Genomic DNA, 16,472 nt, shown 5'->3' with positions numbered 1-16,472 from the left:
CTCGTTTCTGCTGTCGATGCTCAGGCACGGATGACAGAACGCGGCGAAACATTAAGGTATGCGCCAGACAAGAAAACAGCCTGCTCCAGCCATCAAAAAGGAAACGCCACCGATGATCGCTCGCCTCATGTTTGCCGCAGCAACTGTCCTCTGCTTGACCATGCCCGCGTTCGCCGATGGCGAGGTGCAGAAGCTGATAACGGCTGCCGACAAGGCGCGGCTCAACAAGTATGGCGAGACGCGCAGGGCAGCGCTTGACGAGGCGAAGGCCGGCGATCCCGCCGAGGTCAAGCAGCTCGACGCTTTGCTGGCAAAGCCGCTGGTTCCCTTCTCTGACAGGGACCTGACCGGCAAATGGCAATGCCGCACCATCAAGGCCGGCGGATTGAGCCCGCTCGTCATCTATGGCTGGTTCAAATGCAAGGTGAGCGACGACGGTTCCGGCTGGAGACTGGAAAAGATCACCGGCTCGCAGCGCACCAAGGGCCGCTTCTTCGACGATGGCGAGAAACGCGCGATCTATCTCGGTTCCTTCCACGTCAACGACGATCCGGCAAAGCCCTACGGCAGCGGCCCGGAAAGCGATCAGGTCGGCTATGCCTTCCGCAACAGCGCCAGTGAATGGCGCATCGAGTTCCCGGCGCCCTATTACGAATCGAAGCTCGATATCCTCGAATTCAAGCGCTGAGCCCGATCACCAGGGGTTAACCCGGTCAGCCTAGCATTCGCGCGCAAAGAACAGGTTCTTTGCGGGGAGTCGCAGAGCATGGCACTGTCGAAAACAAACCAACGGCCGATCGTCGTCGTCACCGAAGGCGGCCCGCATATCTGGGCGATCGTCAACGCCCTCGCCGATCAACTCGGCCCGGTCAGCGTCATCCTCGAAGCTCCTGAATCCAAAAAGCAATTGCTCCTCGCGCGGGCGCGGCGGCAAGGCTGGACCTCGGCCATCGGTCAACTCGGCACGATGGTGCTGACGCGCCTCGGCAAGCGCTTCTTCGCCGGCCACGCAGCACGGCTTGCCGCCGGGCAGAAGCTGCAAACCGAACCGAAGCCTGGGCAAAAGATCATTTATGTCTCGTCGGCCAACGCGCCGGAGTGCCTGCAGGCGATTGCGGAAATCCAGCCGGGTGTGGTGCTGCTCGCCGGCTGCCGCTTGCTGTCGCGGCAGACGCTGGCGAAAATCCCTTGCCCGGTCCTCAACTACCATGCCGGCATCGCCCCGAAATATCGTGGCATGAACGGCGGTTACTGGGCGCTGGCTTCAGGCGATGCGGAGAACTTCGGCACCACCGTGCATCTGGTCGACGCCGGCGTCGACACTGGCGGCGTGCTGCGGCAGACGCGTGGCAAACCGCAGCCGGGCGACACAGTTTCGAGCTACGCGTTGCGGCAGGCGGCCTTCTCGCGCGACATCTGCGTCGAAGCGGTCAGGGATGCGCTGGCCGGCAAGCTCGGCACGGTGGATCCCGGCCTACCTTCGACACAATGGTATCATCCGACGATATGGTTTTATCTCTGGACGGGGATAAGGAACGGCGTCTGGTGACGCGCCGATTTACCGGACAGCCACCCGCCACTAACATTGCATCATGAGCGACATCGACCACCGCACCATCATTGCCGGCCTTTCGGTCGAGGACCGTCGCGACCTCACCGCCAGGGTTGACCGGCCAGGCATTGTCCGGCTGGCGGTCCATGCCGGGCTGGTTATCCTGCTAGGCGCGCTGATCGCCGCTCGCATCCCGTTCTGGCCCGCGCTCGTCTTGCCGCAGGGAATCCTGATCGTCTTCTTCTTCACGCCGTTGCACGAGACCATCCATGAAACTGCGTTCAGAACGGCGCGGCTCAATCGCACCATCGCCGCCGTGGCCGGCTTCCTTATCCTGCTGCCGCCGGCATGGTTCCGCTATTTCCATTTCGCCCATCACCGCCATACGCACGACCCGGACAACGACCCCGAACTGATGGCCCCGAAGCCGGAGACCATCAGCCAATATCTGCGCTATCTGTCAGGCGGCCCCTATTGGATCGCCATGGGCCGTGTGATCGCAACCAATGCGGCGGGCCGCAACCGCGACGGCTTTGTGCCGGAAAAGCGCCGCGGCAAGGTGGTTGCCGAAGCACGGCAGTTCCTGATCGGCTATGCGGCATTGCTGGCCGCATCGCTCGCCGCGCAGTCGGCGCTGCTGTTGTGGGTCTGGATCGTGCCGGTGCTGGTCGGACAGCCGTTTTTGCGTGCCTACCTGCTGGCCGAGCACGCGTTGTGCCCACATGTCGCCAACATGCTCGAGAACACCCGCACCACCTTCACCACAAGGCTGGTGCGCTTCGTGGCTTGGAATATGCCGTACCATTCCGAGCACCATTCCTATCCGGCCGTTCCCTTCCACCGCCTGCCGCGCTTCCATGACATCGTCGCGGAGCATTTACGCACGACCGAACGAGGTTACGTGCGCTTCCACAGGAAGCTGGTCGGCAGCTACGATGGCCGCGCCGGCTGACCAGTGCTGGAAGAAACTCCGCTTTCAACCGCGGCCGTCGATTGCGTCGCTTTTGAAGGCCCCCGCGTCGTCCCATAACAAGCAGCCCAACAGCGCTTCCGGCAATGCTCGAAACCACTGCATTGGCCAAAAGATCGGAATCGATCTTCGGAGAGCACGATGCAGCGGAGTTAAATGGTAGAGCATCGTTTGTGCGTCCGATTGGACGCACGGCGCTCTGCAGGAGCAGGAAATTATGGCCGATCTGATCGTCGTCTACTGGCGCGACATCCCCGCCCAGGTCATCGTCAAGAAGGGCCGGCAGAACGCCAAGCGCGAACTGCCGCTGCGCTTCACCGAGGCGATCGACATGTGCGCCATGCGCACCGGCGCTGGCGGCACCGACGACTATCTTGCCGAATGGCACAAGGCAGAACCCCTCCCGGTCAGTGACGATCTTGAAGCCGAGGCCGAGAAGGCTCTTCAGGAACTTGATGCGAAATACGACCGTGAGCGGCTGGTCGCTCTGGTCAAGGCGGGGGGCAAAGAGAATGTCTGATCCCCAATCAATGCCGGCGACGACGGCTCAAGCCGGCGTGACCCAGGCGACCATCGTCAAGAAGGCGGCGCCGAAATCCGACTACAAGCCGGCCGACGTGTCGCCGCAGCGGCGTGTGCAGCGCTCTTTCGCGGTGCGCCTTTGGTCTGTGCGGCATTCGCGGCTGCTCGAATGGTTCTACGGCAAATTCGCCGACATGTTCCTGCTCCTCCATCCGCTGTGGAAGGGCATCGGCTACAGCCGTGTCGAAGGGCCTGTGAAATTCGTCGAAAAGCGCGTCAAGGGATTCATGTTCGACTGCCGCATGTGCGGCCAGTGCATCCTTTCCTCGACCGGCATGTCGTGCCCAATGAACTGCCCCAAGCAATTGCGCAACGGCCCTTGCGGCGGTGTCCGCGCCAACGGCAATTGCGAGGTCGAGCCTGACATGCCTTGCGTCTGGGTCAAAGCCTGGGAAGGCTCGCGGAACATGGTGCATGGCGACAAGATTTTGGAAGTGCAGAAGCCGGTGGATCAGTCCTTGCGCGAAACTTCCGCCTGGCTGCGGGTCACCGCGCAGGCCGCGGCCGCCCGCAATGCGGCCCGGAATACTACGAAGACCGGAGCATCGGCATGATCGGCCGTCAGCCAGACGAGAATCCGGCCGGCATCCATTTGCCGCTCGATCCCCTGCCCGGCCACACCTCGCGTGGCCGGCTGGAACGCGTCCTCAGGCGCGGCGAGTTCGCAGTGACGACCGAGCTCAATCCGCCCGACAGCGCCGATCCGGAAGACGTCTACAACCGCGCCAGGATTTTCGACGGCTGGGTCGACGCCATCAATGCCGTCGACGCTTCCGGCGCCAACTGCCACATGTCGTCGGTCGGCATCTGCGCGCTGCTGACCCGCATGGGCTATGCCCCGATCATGCAGATCGCCTGCCGCGACCGGAACCGCATCGCCATCCAGGGCGACGTGCTTGGGGGTGCTGCGATGGGCGTCGCCAACATGCTGTGCCTGACCGGCGACGGCGTGCAGGCCGGCGACCAGCCCGGCGCCAAGCCGGTGTTCGATCTCGACTGCATGTCGCTGCTCGAAACCTGCCGCGTTATGCGCGATAACGGCAAATTCCTGTCCGGCCGCAAACTCACGACCCCGCCGCAGCTTTTCCTTGGCGCGGCGATCAACCCGTTTGCGCCGCCGATCGATTTCCGGCCCTATCGGCTGGGCAAGAAGATCGCCGCCGGGGCACAGTTCGTGCAGAGCCAGTACTGCTTCGACGTACCGATGTTCCGCACCTACATGCAGAAGGTCCGCGATCTCGGCTATACCGAGAAATGTTTCATCCTGTGCGGCGTCGGGCCGCTGGCCTCGGCCAAGACGGCCAAATGGATCCGCTCCAACGTACCGGGCATTCACATTCCCGATCAGATCGTCAAGCGCCTGGAAGGCGCTCAGGATCAGAAGAAGGAAGGCAAGCAGCTCTGCATCGACATCATCAATGAGGTGAAGGAAATTCCCGGTGTGTCCGGCGTCCATGTGATGGCCTATCGCCAGGAAGAATACGTCGCTGAGATCGTCGACGAATCTGGCGTGCTGAAGGGTCGCCGGCCGTGGAAACGCGAAATCCGCCGCGACGACCAGCTCGTTGCCGACCGGCTCGACCACATACTGCATGACGACCTCACCGAAACCCAGGTCGACATGGTCAAGACCGCGCATTGACAGCGCGAATCGTCAGCATTCGCTTGATCAGAAACAGATAACGATATAAAGAACTCTTTATATCACGATGGAGAGATTTCATGACCCGCACCATCGTCGCCTCGGCGACACGAGAAATCATCATCGGCTTCGATCAGCCCTTCTGCGTGATCGGCGAGCGCATCAACCCGACCGGCCGTAAGAAACTGGCCGCCGAAATGATCGCCGGCAATTTTGAGACCGTCATCAAGGATGCGCTGGAACAGGCCGCCTGTGGGGCGACCATGCTCGACGTCAATGCCGGCGTCACTGCAGTTGATCCCAACGCCACCGAGCCGGCGCTGCTGGTGCAGACGCTGGAGATCGTGCAAGGCCTAGTCGACCTGCCGTTGTCGATCGACTCCTCCGTGACTGCGGCAATCGAAGCGGCGCTGAAGGTCGCCAAAGGCCGGCCGCTGGTCAATTCCGTCACCGGCGAGGAGGAAAAGCTCGAAGCCATCCTGCCGTTGATCAAGAAATACAACGTTCCCGTCGTCGCCATTTCCAACGACGAGACCGGTATTTCGATGGACCCCGATGTGCGCTTCGCCGTCGCCAAGAAGATCGTTCAGCGCTGTGCCGACTTCGGCATTCCGGCGCATGATGTGGTCGTCGACCCCCTGGTCATGCCGATCGGCGCGCTGGGCGATGCCGGCCGCCAGGTATTTGCCCTGCTACGCCGGCTGCGCGAGGAGCTCAAGGTCAACACCACCTGCGGCCTCTCCAACATCTCGTTCGGCCTGCCGCACCGTCATGGCATCAACGCCGCCTTCATCCCGATGGTGATCGGCGCCGGCATGACCTCGGCGATCATGAACCCGGTGCGGCCGCAGGAAATGGAAGCGGTGCGTGGCGCCAACGTGCTGAACGGCACCGACGAGAACTGCACCAATTGGATCAGGACCTACAAGGACTACAAGCCTGCTGAAGGCGGCCAGGCCGTTGCCGCCCGGACGCAGGTCAACGCGCCGGGCGATGGCAATGGCAATGGCGGACGCAGGCGCGGCGGCCGCGAAGCGCGTATGGCCCGGGGTTGAGCCAGGTCTTGGCCGACACGATATGGGGCCTAGGACTGGGGAGGAACCGAGACATAGCGGCATCGCTGCCGTAGCCAAGACCCGAGCTGCGTAGAAAGTAAAGTCTGGAACGTATGAACTCTCCCGTCAACATCACCGATCCGCTCGTGCTGTTCATGCCGTCGGGCAAGCGCGGCCGGTTTCCGGTCGGCACGCCGGTTCTGGACGCCGCGCGCCAACTCGGTGTCTATGTCGAGAGCGTGTGCGGCGGGCGTGCCACTTGCGGGCGTTGCCAGATCGAGGTGCAGGAAGGCAATTTCGCCAAGCACAAGATCGTTTCCTCCAACGATCACCTCTCGCCCAAGGGCGCCAAGGAAGAGCGCTACGAGCGCGTACGCGGCCTGCCCGAGCGCCGCCGGCTGTCCTGCTCGGCGCAGATTCTCGGCGATCTCGTCGTCGACGTGCCGCAGGACACCGTCATCAACGCGCAGACCATTCGCAAGGACGCCGACACCAGGGTCATCGCCCGCGATGCGGCAATCCGCATGTGCTATGTCGAGATCGAAGAACCCGACATGCACAAGCCGCTCGGCGACCTCGACCGTCTGAAGATCGCGCTGATGAAGGACTGGGGCCTCAAGAGCCTCGATTTCGATTTCCATCTGTTGCCGCAGGTGCAAGGCATTTTGCGCAAAGGCAACTGGACCGCGACCGCCGCCATCCACAAGGACACCGACAGCGAGACCGCACGGGTCATCGCTTTGTGGCCCGGCCTCAAGAACGAGGCGTACGGACTTGCCTGCGATATCGGCTCGACCACGATCGCCATGCATCTGGTGTCGTTGCTGTCGGGCCGCGTCGCCGCCTCGTCGGGCACATCCAATCCGCAGATCCGCTTCGGCGAGGATCTGATGAGCCGTGTCTCGTACGTGATGATGAACCCGGACGGCCGCGAAGGCATGACGGTCGCCGTGCGCGAGGCCATTTCGGGGCTTGTGGACAAGGTCTGCACCGAAGGCAACGTCCAGCGCAACGACATCCTGGATTCCGTGTTCGTCGGCAATCCGATCATGCACCATCTGTTCCTCGGCATCGATCCGACCGAGCTCGGCGGCGCCCCCTTCGCGCTAGCCGTCTCCGGCGCCGTGCACATCAAGGCATCGGATATCGGTTTGAAGCTCAACCAGGGCGCCAGGCTCTATATGCTTCCTTGCATTGCCGGCCATGTCGGCGCGGACGCTGCCGCAGTGACGCTGTCGGAAGGGCCGCACCGCCAGGACGAGATGATGCTGATCGTCGATGTCGGCACCAATGCCGAGATCGTGCTCGGCAATCGCCAGCGGGTCGTGGCGGCCTCATCGCCAACTGGCCCGGCCTTCGAAGGTGCGGAAATCTCCGGTGGCCAGCGCGCCGCACCGGGTGCCATCGAGCGCGTCCGCATCGATCCTGAAACGCTGGAACCGAAATACCGCGTCATCGGCTCGGAACTCTGGTCCGACGAGCCGGGCTTCCTCGACAGTGTGCAGGCGACCGGCGTCACTGGTATTTGCGGCTCCGGCATCATCGAGGTGGTCGCCGAGATGTATCTCGCCGGCATCATCTCCGAGGACGGCGTCGTCGATGGATCGCTGAGCGGCCACTCGCCCCGCGTCGTCGCCAATGGCCGCACCTTCTCCTATGTGCTGAAGGAAGGCGAGCCCAAGATCACCATCACCCAGACTGATGTGCGCGCTATCCAGCTAGCCAAGGCCGCCCTTTATGCCGGCACCAAGCTTTTGATGGAAAAGCAGCACACCGATCATGTCGACCGCATCCACTTCGCCGGCGCATTCGGCTCGTTCATCGACCCGAAATACGCAATGGTGCTGGGCCTGATTCCGGATTGCGACCTCGACAAGGTCTCGGCCGTTGGCAATGCGGCCGGCGCCGGCGCCCGCATGGCGCTGTTGAACCGTGGCTATCGCCGCGAGATCGAGGAAACCGTTAGCAAGATCGAGAAGATCGAGACGGCGCTGGAGCCGAAATTCCAGGAACATTTCGTTTATGCCATGGCGCTCCCGAACAAGATCGACCCGTTTCCCAAGCTGTCGGCGGCGGTGAAACTGCCGCCGCGCAAGACGGTGAGCGAAGACGGCATTGCCGGCGACGCTGCCCCGCGGCGGCGTTCGCGCGAAGGCCATGCCGCGCGGCGCGGGCGGGGATGACTCGCCTCCGCCAGGCTGTCAGAACTTCCATTTTCATGTATGCAAATGTTTCCAGATCGCGCCGATCTGGAAACGAAATCGCGTTTTCGTGAAATCCGCCAGATACATAGGCGGAGCATTTAACCGGCATCGAACGGCCGGCGGAAACAGTTTTCGGCCACCGCAACGCTCCAAGGAGATCAAGATGTCGATGTTCGAAAGCTTCGGCCGCTATGGTGCGGCCTTCAAGAAAACACGCGAAGCGCGCAAGTCGCTGCGCATCCTCAACAGCTTGCCGCCTGAGATCCAAAAGGACATTGGCTGGCCGGTGTCGCCGCGTTCGAGCGAAAGGCAGCTTGCGGTCGGATGGGGCACGCAGCGCGGATGAAATTCATCGACAAATGCAAGCTGCTCGGTATTCGCCGGAGCCGCAATGCGGCTCCGGCTGCACCCAGCAATTGGCTGCGCGCCGCGTTGCTGCCGCGGCGTTGAGCTGCACCGGTAGGCCAGAGACTTCATGGCCGGACGCTTTGTCGACAGCTGGGATCAAACGACCGTGTTGAGATTGCATCAATCTTGACTTTTTTGGTGGCGACACAATCTTCGAAATAGTCGGGGGTTCTCTTAGTCGGCTCAGCCGAAGTCCGTGTATCTGCATGCCCAGTCTCAAAAGCCACGTCGTGTCGTTCGTCCTCAGGTACAGCCGCAAGAAGGCGTTTTCCAGCCCCGAGAACCTGCAGCGCTGGATCGCCTATGCGCGCAAGACGGAAAACCATCAGCCGCCTGCGTCGCTGTGGTCACGCCTGGAGATCACAACCCGCACGATCAACGGCTTTCCCGTCTACGAGATCGCTCCCCAGGCTGGTGAGCGGAGGCGGATTCTCTACCTGCACGGCGGCGCTTACGTCTTTGAAATCACACCCTATCATTGGCGGCTGATCGCCGACATGGCCGACCGCCTCGGGTTCGGTATCACCGTGCCGATCTATCCCATTGCTCCCGAACACGATTTTCACGCCATGTTCGGCATGGTCGGCGCCGTCTACCGCCAGATGTTCGGCGAAACCAGGGCGAATGATATCATCTTCATGGGCGATTCCGCCGGCGGAAACATGGCCGTCGTGCTGACCATGATGGCTGCGCAAGACGGCCTGCCCTTGCCATCACGCCACGTGCTGATTTCGCCCGGTCTCGACGTGTCGCTCGCCAACCCAGAAATGTATGAGGCCGAACGCAACGATCCGTGGCTGGGCATTGCCGGCGGCCGCGAGGCGATCCGGCTTTACAGCGCCGGCATCGATCCCACCGACTGGCGCATCAGCCCGGTTTACGGCGACCTGTCGGTGCTGCCCAAAACGCTGCTGCTGACCGGTTCACGCGATCTGCTCACCCCCGACAATCTGATTTTCGCGGAAAAGGCACGCGCGGCCGGCGTCGAAATTGAGGTCGTCCACGAGCAAGGCATGTTCCATGTCTGGCCGTTGATCGACATGCCGGAGGCGCGTCGCGCGCGGGACAGCATAGTGGCCTTCTTGACCAACGAAACTGACAGTTATCATGCCAAGGCAGGAGAGTTGTCGCTGCAAAGGGCAGACCGCGACGGAACGCCTCGCGATCTGGTTGCGCCGCTCAGGTCGTAGTTTGGCTCAGAACTTCCCAGTTTCCCTGAACATCTCAAACGTCGCGCGGATATGGTCGGCGACTGCCTTCACCGGCGCGCTGGCGTCCGGCGTCACCACCATGGCGAGGTTGTAGGTGCCGATGTCAGGCATGCCGTCCTTCGGGCACAGCTCGACCATATCGCTGCCGAGGAAGGATTTCGGCAGCGGCGCCACCGCAAGATCCGCCATGATCGCGGCGCGCTGGCCGGCCGTGTGTGCGCTCATATATGCGATACGGTAGTTGCGGCCCTCGCGCCCAAGCGCCTCCAATGCCCCTGCCCGCCAGGCACAGCCCTCTTCCCACAATGAGACCGGCAGCGGCTCACGCAGATGCGCGCAACCGCCCTTGGCACCGGCCCAGACGATCGGCTCTGTGAGCAGCACTTCGGCGCCGATCGCGCTGGTCTTGTAGGAGTTGGTGAGCAGCGTGATGTCGAGCGCCCGGTCGTCCATGCGCCGGCGCAGATTGACGCTCTGGTCTATGGTGACGTCGACCGCGATCGATGGATGCGACTGTGCGAACCGCTTCAGTACATGCGGCAGCACACGTTCGCCGTAATCGTCCGGCGAGCCGAGCCGCACCACCCCGACAATGTCTGGAATGATGAACTTCGACACCACCTCGCGATTGATCGACAGCAGCCGGCGCGCATAGCCGAGCAGCATCTCGCCATCGGTGGTCAGCGTCACCGAACGGGCGTCGCGCGCGAACACCGAGCGGCCGAGAATGTCCTCCAGCTTCTTGATCTGCATGGAGACGGCCGACGGCGTGCGGAAGACCGCATTGGCCGCAGTGGTGAAGCTGCCGGTCTCGGCGATCGCGACGAAAGTGCGCAGAACATCCAGATCGAGCAGCGGCAGCGGATGATTGAGTGGGGCGTTCATGGCAAGCGACCTTCAATTTTTCTGATGCAAACCATCATTCCATTTCGTTTGATTGAACATCAGTTTGGGAGGATAGTCAACTCGGTCGGAGGCAGGACGCATCGAAGTGGTCCCGAAACAACCATGACACGGACCTGCAATCGACACGAAATGAAGCTGAAACAAAGCCGGTGTACCGCCTGACGCTGCAAGCGCCGGGACGACCCGGCCCAACGCGAAGGAGAATGAGATGTCTATCCTGTCATCCATCGGTCGGATCGCGACCGAGTTCAGCGAGGCCCGTGCCCGCTACCAGACGGAACGCGCCATCCGCGCGCTGCCGATTGAACTGCAGAAGGATATCGGCTGGCCGGAAGCTGCCGATGCCAAGGCCGGCACTCGCCATGGTGTGGGATCGTGGGCTGGAGCAAAGTAAACCGTGTGTATCAACAGCTGAAGGCCTGCCGCGCAGATCAGCCCGGCAGGCCTTTTTGTTTGTACTCCAATGATTTTCCCGAGCCATGTCGCCGTCGCATGCCGCATATGAGCAAGTCGCATAGCAGCCCGCACTGGCAATCAACGCATTGTAAATAATCGAAAATCCTGGGCAGAATGCCCAAATTTGTCGCATTCCGTGTCGCTTTTCATATCAAGTGCTTCGCTTTTGCGATTTAGTTTCCCCTCACGTAAGCCTATATCATCATCAACAAACGAGCTGCCCCACTCCATCAAGCGAAGGCGACCCGTCTGAGCAACCGAATGGAGATGATCATGAAGCTTTTTGCCCGCCTCTTTGCCCGTCGCGAAATGAACCTGACGACCGCGCTCGAGCGCCAGCGCCTGGCCAACACCATGCCTGGCCAGACCGGTGCCATGGCTGCCGCGCGCCTCGGCTTCGTCGCCTGAGACGCGGCAATCCCGGCGGAAGCAGCCTAGCGCTGCTTCGAAGTCGATCCAGCGCCGCTTCGGTTTTGCCGAGGCGGCGTTTTCGTGTGCGCAGACTGCGTAGGCTCGGTTGGTCGATCCGGCGGCATGTCGCGTCCTTCGCCGCATAGCGATCGCCCATTTGCGACCCGTGTCGCAAATAAAGTCGCTCCGTTGCCATCTAGCCAATTGACAGGAAACGTCTTTCCTGATGTCGCTGTGCTAATCGCGACATCCTGTTCGCGCCATTGCAGCGTGAGGATCTACCCGTGAACGTCGTAAAGCACCCGATCCGGCGATCGTTCGTATTCTTCCTGGTCCCCGATTTCACCATGATCGCCTTCGCGACGGCGCTCGACCCGTTGCGTTCGGCCAACCGCATGCTCGGCTATGAAGCCTATCGCTGGCGGCTCGCCAGCATCGACGGCAAGCCGGTGCGCGCCTCGAACGGCGTCGAATGCGCCGTCAACACCTCGCTGGAGGAAGAGCGCAAGAAAATGTCCGGACCGGACCGGCCGAACATGGCCATCGTCTGCAGCGGCATCAATGTCGAGCGCTACCAGAACAAATCGGCCTTTGCCTGGTTGCGCGAGGAGTACAATCGCGGCGTTGCCGTCGGCGGCCTGTGCACTGGCGCGCATATCCTGGCCGCCGCAGGCCTGCTGTCCAACAAGCGCTGCGCCATCCATTGGGAGAACCTGCCGGGCTTTTCCGAGGCGTTCCCCAAGGCCAATGTCTTCGCCGACCTCTTCGAGATCGACCAGAACATCTACACCTGCGCCGGCGGCACCGCCGCGCTCGACATGATGCTGAAGCTGATCGGCGACGATTTCGACGAAAGCCTCGTCAACCGCGTCTGCGAGCAGGTGCTGACTGATCGCGTGCGCAGCCCGACCGACCGCCAGCGCCTGCCGCTGCGCGCCCGCCTTGGCGTGCAGAATTCCAAAGTTCTGGCCATTATCGAGCTGATGGAAGCCAATCTCTCCGAGCCGCTCTCGCTGATCGAGGTCGCTGATCATGTCGACCTGTCGCGCCGGCAGATTGAGCGCCTGTTCCGCACCGAGATGGGGCGCTCCCCTGCCCGTTACTATCTGGAGATCCGCCTCGACCGCGCCCGGCACCTGCTGATCCAGTCGTCGTTGCCGGTGGTCGAAGTGGCGGTCGCCTGCGGCTTTGTTTCCGCCTCGCATTTCTCCAAATGCTATCGCGAGTTGTACGCCCGCTCGCCGCAACAGGAACGCGTCGATCGCAAGCAATTGCTGGCGGCTTGATCTGGCAAATCAGCAGAGGACCGGCGAAGCGTGATATTCCCGCATCGAGAGATGTCGCATGACCACGAGTTCGAGCCTATCCCAAAAACCGGCCGACCCGCACAGCTTCCGCCTCGATGCAGAAAAATGGGCCGCGTTCATGGCGGCACTGGACGCCCCTACGCGCGACCTTCCACGCCTAAAGCGCCTGTTGAGCGAACCGAGCATCTTTTCCGGTCGCGGTCGAGTGTAGGTTGCGGCGACTATACCTGCGCCGTGCGCATAGCCTCGACGCGGATGTCTTCCGTCAGCCGCGCTTTCAGCGCCGAAAATTCCGGGCTGGTCTTCAGCGTGTAGTGGCGCGGATGCGGCAGGTCGACGGCAACGTCCGATTTGATGCGGCCCGGCCGTGCCGTCATCACGACCACGCGCGACGCCATGAAGATCGCCTCCTCGATGTCGTGGGTGACGAACATCACCGTTTTTTGCCGGCGCTCCCAGATGCCGAGAAGCAGTTCCTGCATCAGCCCGCGGGTCTGGTTGTCAAGCGCGCCGAACGGCTCGTCGAGCAGCAGGATCTCCGGATCGTTGGCCAGTGCCCGGGCAATCGCGGTGCGCTGCTGCATGCCGCCGGAAAGCTGCTTCGGCCAATGGTTTTCAAAACCTCTCAGCCCGACGAGATCGACGTAAGAAGCGACGATCTCGCTGCGCTCGTGCTCGGCCATTCCACGTTCGCGCAGGCCGAAGGCGATGTTCTCGGCGACCGTCAGCCACGGAAACAGCGTATAGGACTGGAAAACCATGCCGCGGTCTGGACCGGGCCGGTCCACCACCCTGCCGTCGAGCAGAACACGTCCCCCACTCGGCGCTTCGAGGCCGGCGACGATCCTGAGCAGTGTCGACTTTCCACAGCCGGATGGCCCCAGGATGGTGATGAAGTCGTTGGCGGCGACCGCCAGATCGATCGGCATCAGCGCCTTGACCGGCTGCCCACCGCCGACACCGGCGAAGGTGCGCGAGACGCCTTCGATGAGCAGCTTGCTCACGCCAGGCTCCATGGAAACAGCCAACGGTTGAGCGCCTTGAAGGCGAAATCGGACAACAGCCCGATCAGGCCGATGACGATGATGCCGAAGATGATCTGCCCTGTCGCCAGCCGCGACTGGCTGTTGATGATCATGTAGCCGATGCCCGACGACGAGCCGATCAGCTCGGCGACGATGACATAGGTCCAGGCCCAGCCGAGCACCAGCCGCAGGGTCTCGGCAATCTCCGGCGCATTGGCCGGCATGATCACGCGCCGCACGATGCCGTTGTCGGACGAGCCAAGCGTGTAGGCCGCCTCGACTAGGTCGCGCCGTGTGCCGCCGACCTTGACCGCGATGATCAGGATGATCTGGAACACCGAGCCGACGAAGATCACCAGCAGTTTTTCGAGCTCGCCAACGCCCGCCCACAGGATGAGCAGCGGGATGAAGGCCGATGCCGGCAGATAGCGGGCGAAGGAGACGAACGGCTCCAGGAACGCCTCCACGGGCTTCCAGGCACCCATCAAGATGCCGAGCGGCACGGCAACGATGGCCGCCATCAGGAACCCGCCGAAGACGCGCCAGATGGTGATAAGGATGTCGAGCCAGAAGCGGTCCTCGACCAGCAGCCGCCAGCCGTCTCTCACCATCGACAGCGGATCGGCAAGGAAAATGCGATTGACGTGGCCGCCAAGCGTGATCCACGCCCAGAACGCCACGAACAGCACGAAGAACGAAATGCCGAGCACGGTTCGAATGCCCGGCGAGACCGGATGCAAGGGGCGCGGCATCTTCGACCGTCCTCTGATCTGAATGAAAAAGCGGCGGCGCACGCGCCGCCGCCGGGCGACAATCCTGGCGGTTAGTCGGCGACGGCGCTGGTGTCGGCCAACGTCGAGACGTCAGGCGCTTCCTTGATCAAACCCATCTGCAGCAGAAGCTCGCCAGCGGTCTTGGAAAAGTCCTGGAATTCCTTGGTGAAGAACTGCTTGTTTTCAGCCTTGTCGGCCCATTTCAGGTATTTGGCCGACTCTTCGAATTCCTTGGCCGACTGCTTCACGTCGGCACCCATCGTCTCATAGGATTTCGCCGGATCGCTCTTGATCAGGTCGAGTGCCTCGAAATAGCTGTCGGCAAGCGCCTTGCCCGCATCCGGATTGGCCTTGAGGAACTCCGGCGTGCAGCCGACCGTATCGAGCACCATCGGATAGTCGAGAGTGGTGACAAGGATGTGGCCCTGGTCGGACTTTTCGCGCACCGCCGAGATGAACGGCTCATAGGTGACCGCCGCATCGTTCTGGCCGGCGAGAAACGCCTGCGCCGCCGCATCCGGCTCCAGGTTGACGACCGTCACGTCCTTGGTCGACATGCCGTTCTTGTTGAGCACCCAGGCCAGCATGAAATAGGGCGAGGTGCCCGGCGCCGAAGACGCGACCGACTTACCTTTGAGATCGGCGACGGTCTTGATGTCGTTGCGGGCGACGATGCCGTCGGCGCCGTAGGATTTGTCGAGCTGGAATATCTGCTTGGTCGTCACGCCATTGGCGTTCCAGACCAGCCAGGTCTCGACCGTGGTGGCGGCGCATTGCAGGTCGCCGCTGGCGATGGCGAGCGGCCGGCTGGCTTGCGGCACCTTCTTCAAGGTGACGTCGAGGCCGTGCTTTTCGAAGATGCCGGCCTGCTTGGCGAGCGTCAGCGGCGCAAAGCCGGTCCACCCACTGATGCCGATGCTGACCGATGTGGCGGCCATCGCCGGCGCGGACAATCCAACGGCAAGCGTCAAGCTTGCGGCAAGAATTCCGATCCTGTTCATGTCGGTTCCCCTTTAATGTGTTCGGATGCGGAATTGTGTCACAGACGCCCGCAGGCTTGTCAATGAAGCAGATGCTGCACTGCGGTATGTCACCATCGACAGCAAACTCCGCCATCAGCGGCTGTCGTACATCCAGCTGCGGTCGCGCCACATTTTTTCGCCGACTAGGCAGTCGGTGACGGGGATGTCCTGTGCCAGCACCAATGGCGGATGCGCCGCCTCTTCCGCCGCTCGCTGCGGCGAGGCCGGACCGGCAAGCTCCAGCACCAGCTTGCGGCGGATGGCCTCCGGAAACTGCGTCCAGTCATTGACCGGGATCATGAAGGAGCCCGGCCCGCCGATGACGCAGTCGCTGTAGTAGCGGTCGAGATTGTTGACATCGTAAGCGCTGCTGAACCCGCCCCTGGTCATCAGCGGCAGGCCGTTGACGGTGATGCCTTGCTTGATCACGGCGTCGCGGGTGATATCGACAGGTGCGCCCTGGTTGTTGGGGCCGTCACCCGAAATGTCGATCACCCGCTTGACGCCCTGGAAGCCGCTTTCAGCAAAGAGATCGCTGGCGAATTCCAGCGCGCCGGAGATCGAGGTGCGCCTGGCACTGGCCGGCGGATGAGCGGAAAGCTGCGCTGCCAGCCGCTCGGCGTCGGCACGATTGGCGATCACCGTCCACGGCACCACGACCTGCTGCCAGGTCGCGCCAGCCCATTCGACATAGGTGACGGCAATCTTGCCATGAGCGCCTTCGCCGATTGCCTGCAGGACATCGTCATGCGTCAGCGCCGCCGCGTAGCCATGACGCTGGATTTCGAGCTCGTCCGGCGACATGGACAGCGAAACGTCGACTGCCAGCACCAGTTCGACGTCGACCGGCTCGGCGGCGCGGGAGTTTGCAGTCAGCCATAGCACCGACGCCAGCGCGGCGGCACCCGAGACGAGATGTCTTGCACGGGCAAAACCAGACATGCCGCA

At 62.3% G+C, this 16,472-nt stretch carries 19 protein-coding genes; 14 read left to right on the top strand and 5 right to left on the bottom strand.

Going from position 1 to position 16,472, the window contains the following annotated elements; all coding sequences use genetic code 11:
• Window positions 1–112: 112 nt before the first annotated feature.
• From NKH28_RS06930 to NKH28_RS06885, 10 genes are all read left to right on the top strand, one after another.
• Window positions 113–688, top strand: a complete 576-nt coding sequence (locus NKH28_RS06930) for a DUF4893 domain-containing protein (protein ID WP_352928347.1) — start codon at window positions 113–115, stop codon at window positions 686–688.
• A 78-nt stretch (window positions 689–766) separates the two neighbouring features.
• On the top strand, window positions 767–1,549 hold the full coding sequence (locus NKH28_RS06925; RefSeq protein WP_352679962.1) for a formyl transferase: 783 nt from the start codon (window positions 767–769) through the stop codon (window positions 1,547–1,549).
• A gap of 43 nt (window positions 1,550–1,592) precedes the next feature.
• Entirely contained in the window at window positions 1,593–2,504 is a 912-nt protein-coding gene (locus NKH28_RS06920; protein ID WP_352679959.1) for a fatty acid desaturase, read from the top strand.
• A gap of 235 nt (window positions 2,505–2,739) precedes the next feature.
• Entirely contained in the window at window positions 2,740–3,042 is a 303-nt protein-coding gene (locus NKH28_RS06915) for a virulence factor (RefSeq protein ID WP_352470289.1), read from the top strand.
• Window positions 3,035–3,658, top strand: a complete 624-nt coding sequence (locus NKH28_RS06910) for a methylenetetrahydrofolate reductase C-terminal domain-containing protein (RefSeq protein WP_352454616.1) — start codon at window positions 3,035–3,037, stop codon at window positions 3,656–3,658. The genes NKH28_RS06915 and NKH28_RS06910 overlap by 8 nt, the downstream gene beginning before the upstream one ends.
• The gene (locus NKH28_RS06905) at window positions 3,655–4,746 is read left to right on the top strand and encodes a methylenetetrahydrofolate reductase (protein WP_023676515.1); all 1,092 of its coding nucleotides are present in this window, start codon (window positions 3,655–3,657) and stop codon (window positions 4,744–4,746) included. Before NKH28_RS06910 ends, NKH28_RS06905 begins: the two co-directional genes overlap by 4 nt.
• An 80-nt stretch (window positions 4,747–4,826) precedes the next feature.
• Complete coding sequence (locus NKH28_RS06900; RefSeq protein ID WP_023676516.1) at window positions 4,827–5,801, top strand: methyltetrahydrofolate cobalamin methyltransferase; 975 nt, start codon at window positions 4,827–4,829, stop codon at window positions 5,799–5,801.
• 113 nt (window positions 5,802–5,914) lie between these two features.
• The gene (locus tag NKH28_RS06895; RefSeq protein WP_023676517.1) at window positions 5,915–7,984 is read left to right on the top strand and encodes an ASKHA domain-containing protein; all 2,070 of its coding nucleotides are present in this window, start codon (window positions 5,915–5,917) and stop codon (window positions 7,982–7,984) included.
• A gap of 184 nt (window positions 7,985–8,168) precedes the next feature.
• Entirely contained in the window at window positions 8,169–8,351 is a 183-nt protein-coding gene (locus tag NKH28_RS06890) for a hypothetical protein (protein WP_352500957.1), read from the top strand.
• Window positions 8,352–8,619: 268 nt separating this feature from the next.
• Window positions 8,620–9,603, top strand: coding sequence for an alpha/beta hydrolase (locus NKH28_RS06885; RefSeq protein WP_352500958.1), 984 nt, complete (start codon window positions 8,620–8,622; stop codon window positions 9,601–9,603).
• 6 nt (window positions 9,604–9,609) lie between these two features.
• Here the strand turns inward: NKH28_RS06885 and NKH28_RS06880 are convergent, their stop codons facing one another.
• The gene (locus NKH28_RS06880; RefSeq protein WP_023676521.1) at window positions 9,610–10,509 is read right to left on the bottom strand and encodes a LysR substrate-binding domain-containing protein; all 900 of its coding nucleotides are present in this window, start codon (window positions 10,507–10,509) and stop codon (window positions 9,610–9,612) included.
• Window positions 10,510–10,738: 229 nt separating this feature from the next.
• On the opposite strand from NKH28_RS06880, the gene NKH28_RS06875 reads away from it, so the two are divergent.
• The 4 genes from NKH28_RS06875 (at window position 10,739) to NKH28_RS06860 (ending at window position 12,915) form a co-directional block, all read left to right on the top strand.
• Window positions 10,739–10,924 (top strand): hypothetical protein, encoded by a 186-nt coding sequence (locus tag NKH28_RS06875; RefSeq protein ID WP_352452109.1) that lies wholly within the window; start codon window positions 10,739–10,741, stop codon window positions 10,922–10,924.
• A 335-nt stretch (window positions 10,925–11,259) separates the two neighbouring features.
• On the top strand, window positions 11,260–11,394 hold the full coding sequence (locus NKH28_RS06870; RefSeq protein WP_013894968.1) for a hypothetical protein: 135 nt from the start codon (window positions 11,260–11,262) through the stop codon (window positions 11,392–11,394).
• Window positions 11,395–11,744: 350 nt separating this feature from the next.
• A complete protein-coding gene (locus NKH28_RS06865) occupies window positions 11,745–12,683 on the top strand; it encodes a GlxA family transcriptional regulator (RefSeq protein ID WP_352501106.1) in 939 nt (312 codons plus the stop codon).
• Window positions 12,684–12,741: 58 nt separating this feature from the next.
• Entirely contained in the window at window positions 12,742–12,915 is a 174-nt protein-coding gene (locus tag NKH28_RS06860; RefSeq protein ID WP_352500959.1) for a type II toxin -antitoxin system TacA 1-like antitoxin, read from the top strand.
• Window positions 12,916–12,925: 10 nt separating this feature from the next.
• On the opposite strand, the gene NKH28_RS06855 is transcribed toward NKH28_RS06860, so the two are convergent.
• From NKH28_RS06855 to NKH28_RS06840, 4 genes are all read right to left on the bottom strand, one after another.
• Window positions 12,926–13,708: an ABC transporter ATP-binding protein gene (locus NKH28_RS06855; protein ID WP_352978308.1), complete on the bottom strand. Its 783-nt coding sequence runs from the start codon at window positions 13,706–13,708 to the stop codon at window positions 12,926–12,928.
• Window positions 13,705–14,481, bottom strand: a complete 777-nt coding sequence (locus tag NKH28_RS06850; protein ID WP_352539653.1) for an ABC transporter permease — start codon at window positions 14,479–14,481, stop codon at window positions 13,705–13,707. Before NKH28_RS06850 ends, NKH28_RS06855 begins: the two co-directional genes overlap by 4 nt.
• A 71-nt stretch (window positions 14,482–14,552) precedes the next feature.
• Window positions 14,553–15,503 (bottom strand): ABC transporter substrate-binding protein, encoded by a 951-nt coding sequence (locus NKH28_RS06845; RefSeq protein ID WP_352452114.1) that lies wholly within the window; start codon window positions 15,501–15,503, stop codon window positions 14,553–14,555.
• Between the two features lie 114 nt (window positions 15,504–15,617).
• Entirely contained in the window at window positions 15,618–16,466 is an 849-nt protein-coding gene (locus NKH28_RS06840; RefSeq protein WP_352454623.1) for a DUF1194 domain-containing protein, read from the bottom strand.
• Window positions 16,467–16,472: the final 6 nt, after the last annotated feature.

The organism is Mesorhizobium sp. M1227 (assembly GCF_040318315.1).
Lineage (GTDB): Bacteria > Pseudomonadota > Alphaproteobacteria > Rhizobiales > Rhizobiaceae > Mesorhizobium.
This window is presented reverse-complemented; position numbering and strand designations above follow the sequence as displayed.

Excerpts from the sequence above, each read along its gene's own strand:
- NKH28_RS06930 (WP_352928347.1), top strand. The coding sequence starts at position 113 with ATGATCGCTCGCCTCATGTTTGCCGCAGCAACTGTCCTCTGCTTGACC.
- NKH28_RS06925 (WP_352679962.1), top strand. The coding sequence starts at position 767 with ATGGCACTGTCGAAAACAAACCAACGGCCGATCGTCGTCGTCACCGAA.
- NKH28_RS06920 (WP_352679959.1), top strand. The coding sequence starts at position 1,593 with ATGAGCGACATCGACCACCGCACCATCATTGCCGGCCTTTCGGTCGAG.
- NKH28_RS06915 (WP_352470289.1), top strand. The coding sequence starts at position 2,740 with ATGGCCGATCTGATCGTCGTCTACTGGCGCGACATCCCCGCCCAGGTC.
- NKH28_RS06910 (WP_352454616.1), top strand. The coding sequence starts at position 3,035 with ATGTCTGATCCCCAATCAATGCCGGCGACGACGGCTCAAGCCGGCGTG.
- NKH28_RS06905 (WP_023676515.1), top strand. The coding sequence starts at position 3,655 with ATGATCGGCCGTCAGCCAGACGAGAATCCGGCCGGCATCCATTTGCCG.
- NKH28_RS06900 (WP_023676516.1), top strand. The coding sequence starts at position 4,827 with ATGACCCGCACCATCGTCGCCTCGGCGACACGAGAAATCATCATCGGC.
- NKH28_RS06895 (WP_023676517.1), top strand. The coding sequence starts at position 5,915 with ATGAACTCTCCCGTCAACATCACCGATCCGCTCGTGCTGTTCATGCCG.
- NKH28_RS06890 (WP_352500957.1), top strand. The coding sequence starts at position 8,169 with ATGTCGATGTTCGAAAGCTTCGGCCGCTATGGTGCGGCCTTCAAGAAA.
- NKH28_RS06885 (WP_352500958.1), top strand. The coding sequence starts at position 8,620 with ATGCCCAGTCTCAAAAGCCACGTCGTGTCGTTCGTCCTCAGGTACAGC.
- NKH28_RS06880 (WP_023676521.1), bottom strand. The coding sequence starts at position 10,509 with ATGAACGCCCCACTCAATCATCCGCTGCCGCTGCTCGATCTGGATGTT.
- NKH28_RS06875 (WP_352452109.1), top strand. The coding sequence starts at position 10,739 with ATGTCTATCCTGTCATCCATCGGTCGGATCGCGACCGAGTTCAGCGAG.
- NKH28_RS06870 (WP_013894968.1), top strand. The coding sequence starts at position 11,260 with ATGAAGCTTTTTGCCCGCCTCTTTGCCCGTCGCGAAATGAACCTGACG.
- NKH28_RS06865 (WP_352501106.1), top strand. The coding sequence starts at position 11,745 with ATGATCGCCTTCGCGACGGCGCTCGACCCGTTGCGTTCGGCCAACCGC.
- NKH28_RS06860 (WP_352500959.1), top strand. The coding sequence starts at position 12,742 with ATGACCACGAGTTCGAGCCTATCCCAAAAACCGGCCGACCCGCACAGC.
- NKH28_RS06850 (WP_352539653.1), bottom strand. The coding sequence starts at position 14,481 with ATGCCGCGCCCCTTGCATCCGGTCTCGCCGGGCATTCGAACCGTGCTC.
- NKH28_RS06845 (WP_352452114.1), bottom strand. The coding sequence starts at position 15,503 with ATGAACAGGATCGGAATTCTTGCCGCAAGCTTGACGCTTGCCGTTGGA.
- NKH28_RS06840 (WP_352454623.1), bottom strand. The coding sequence starts at position 16,466 with ATGTCTGGTTTTGCCCGTGCAAGACATCTCGTCTCGGGTGCCGCCGCG.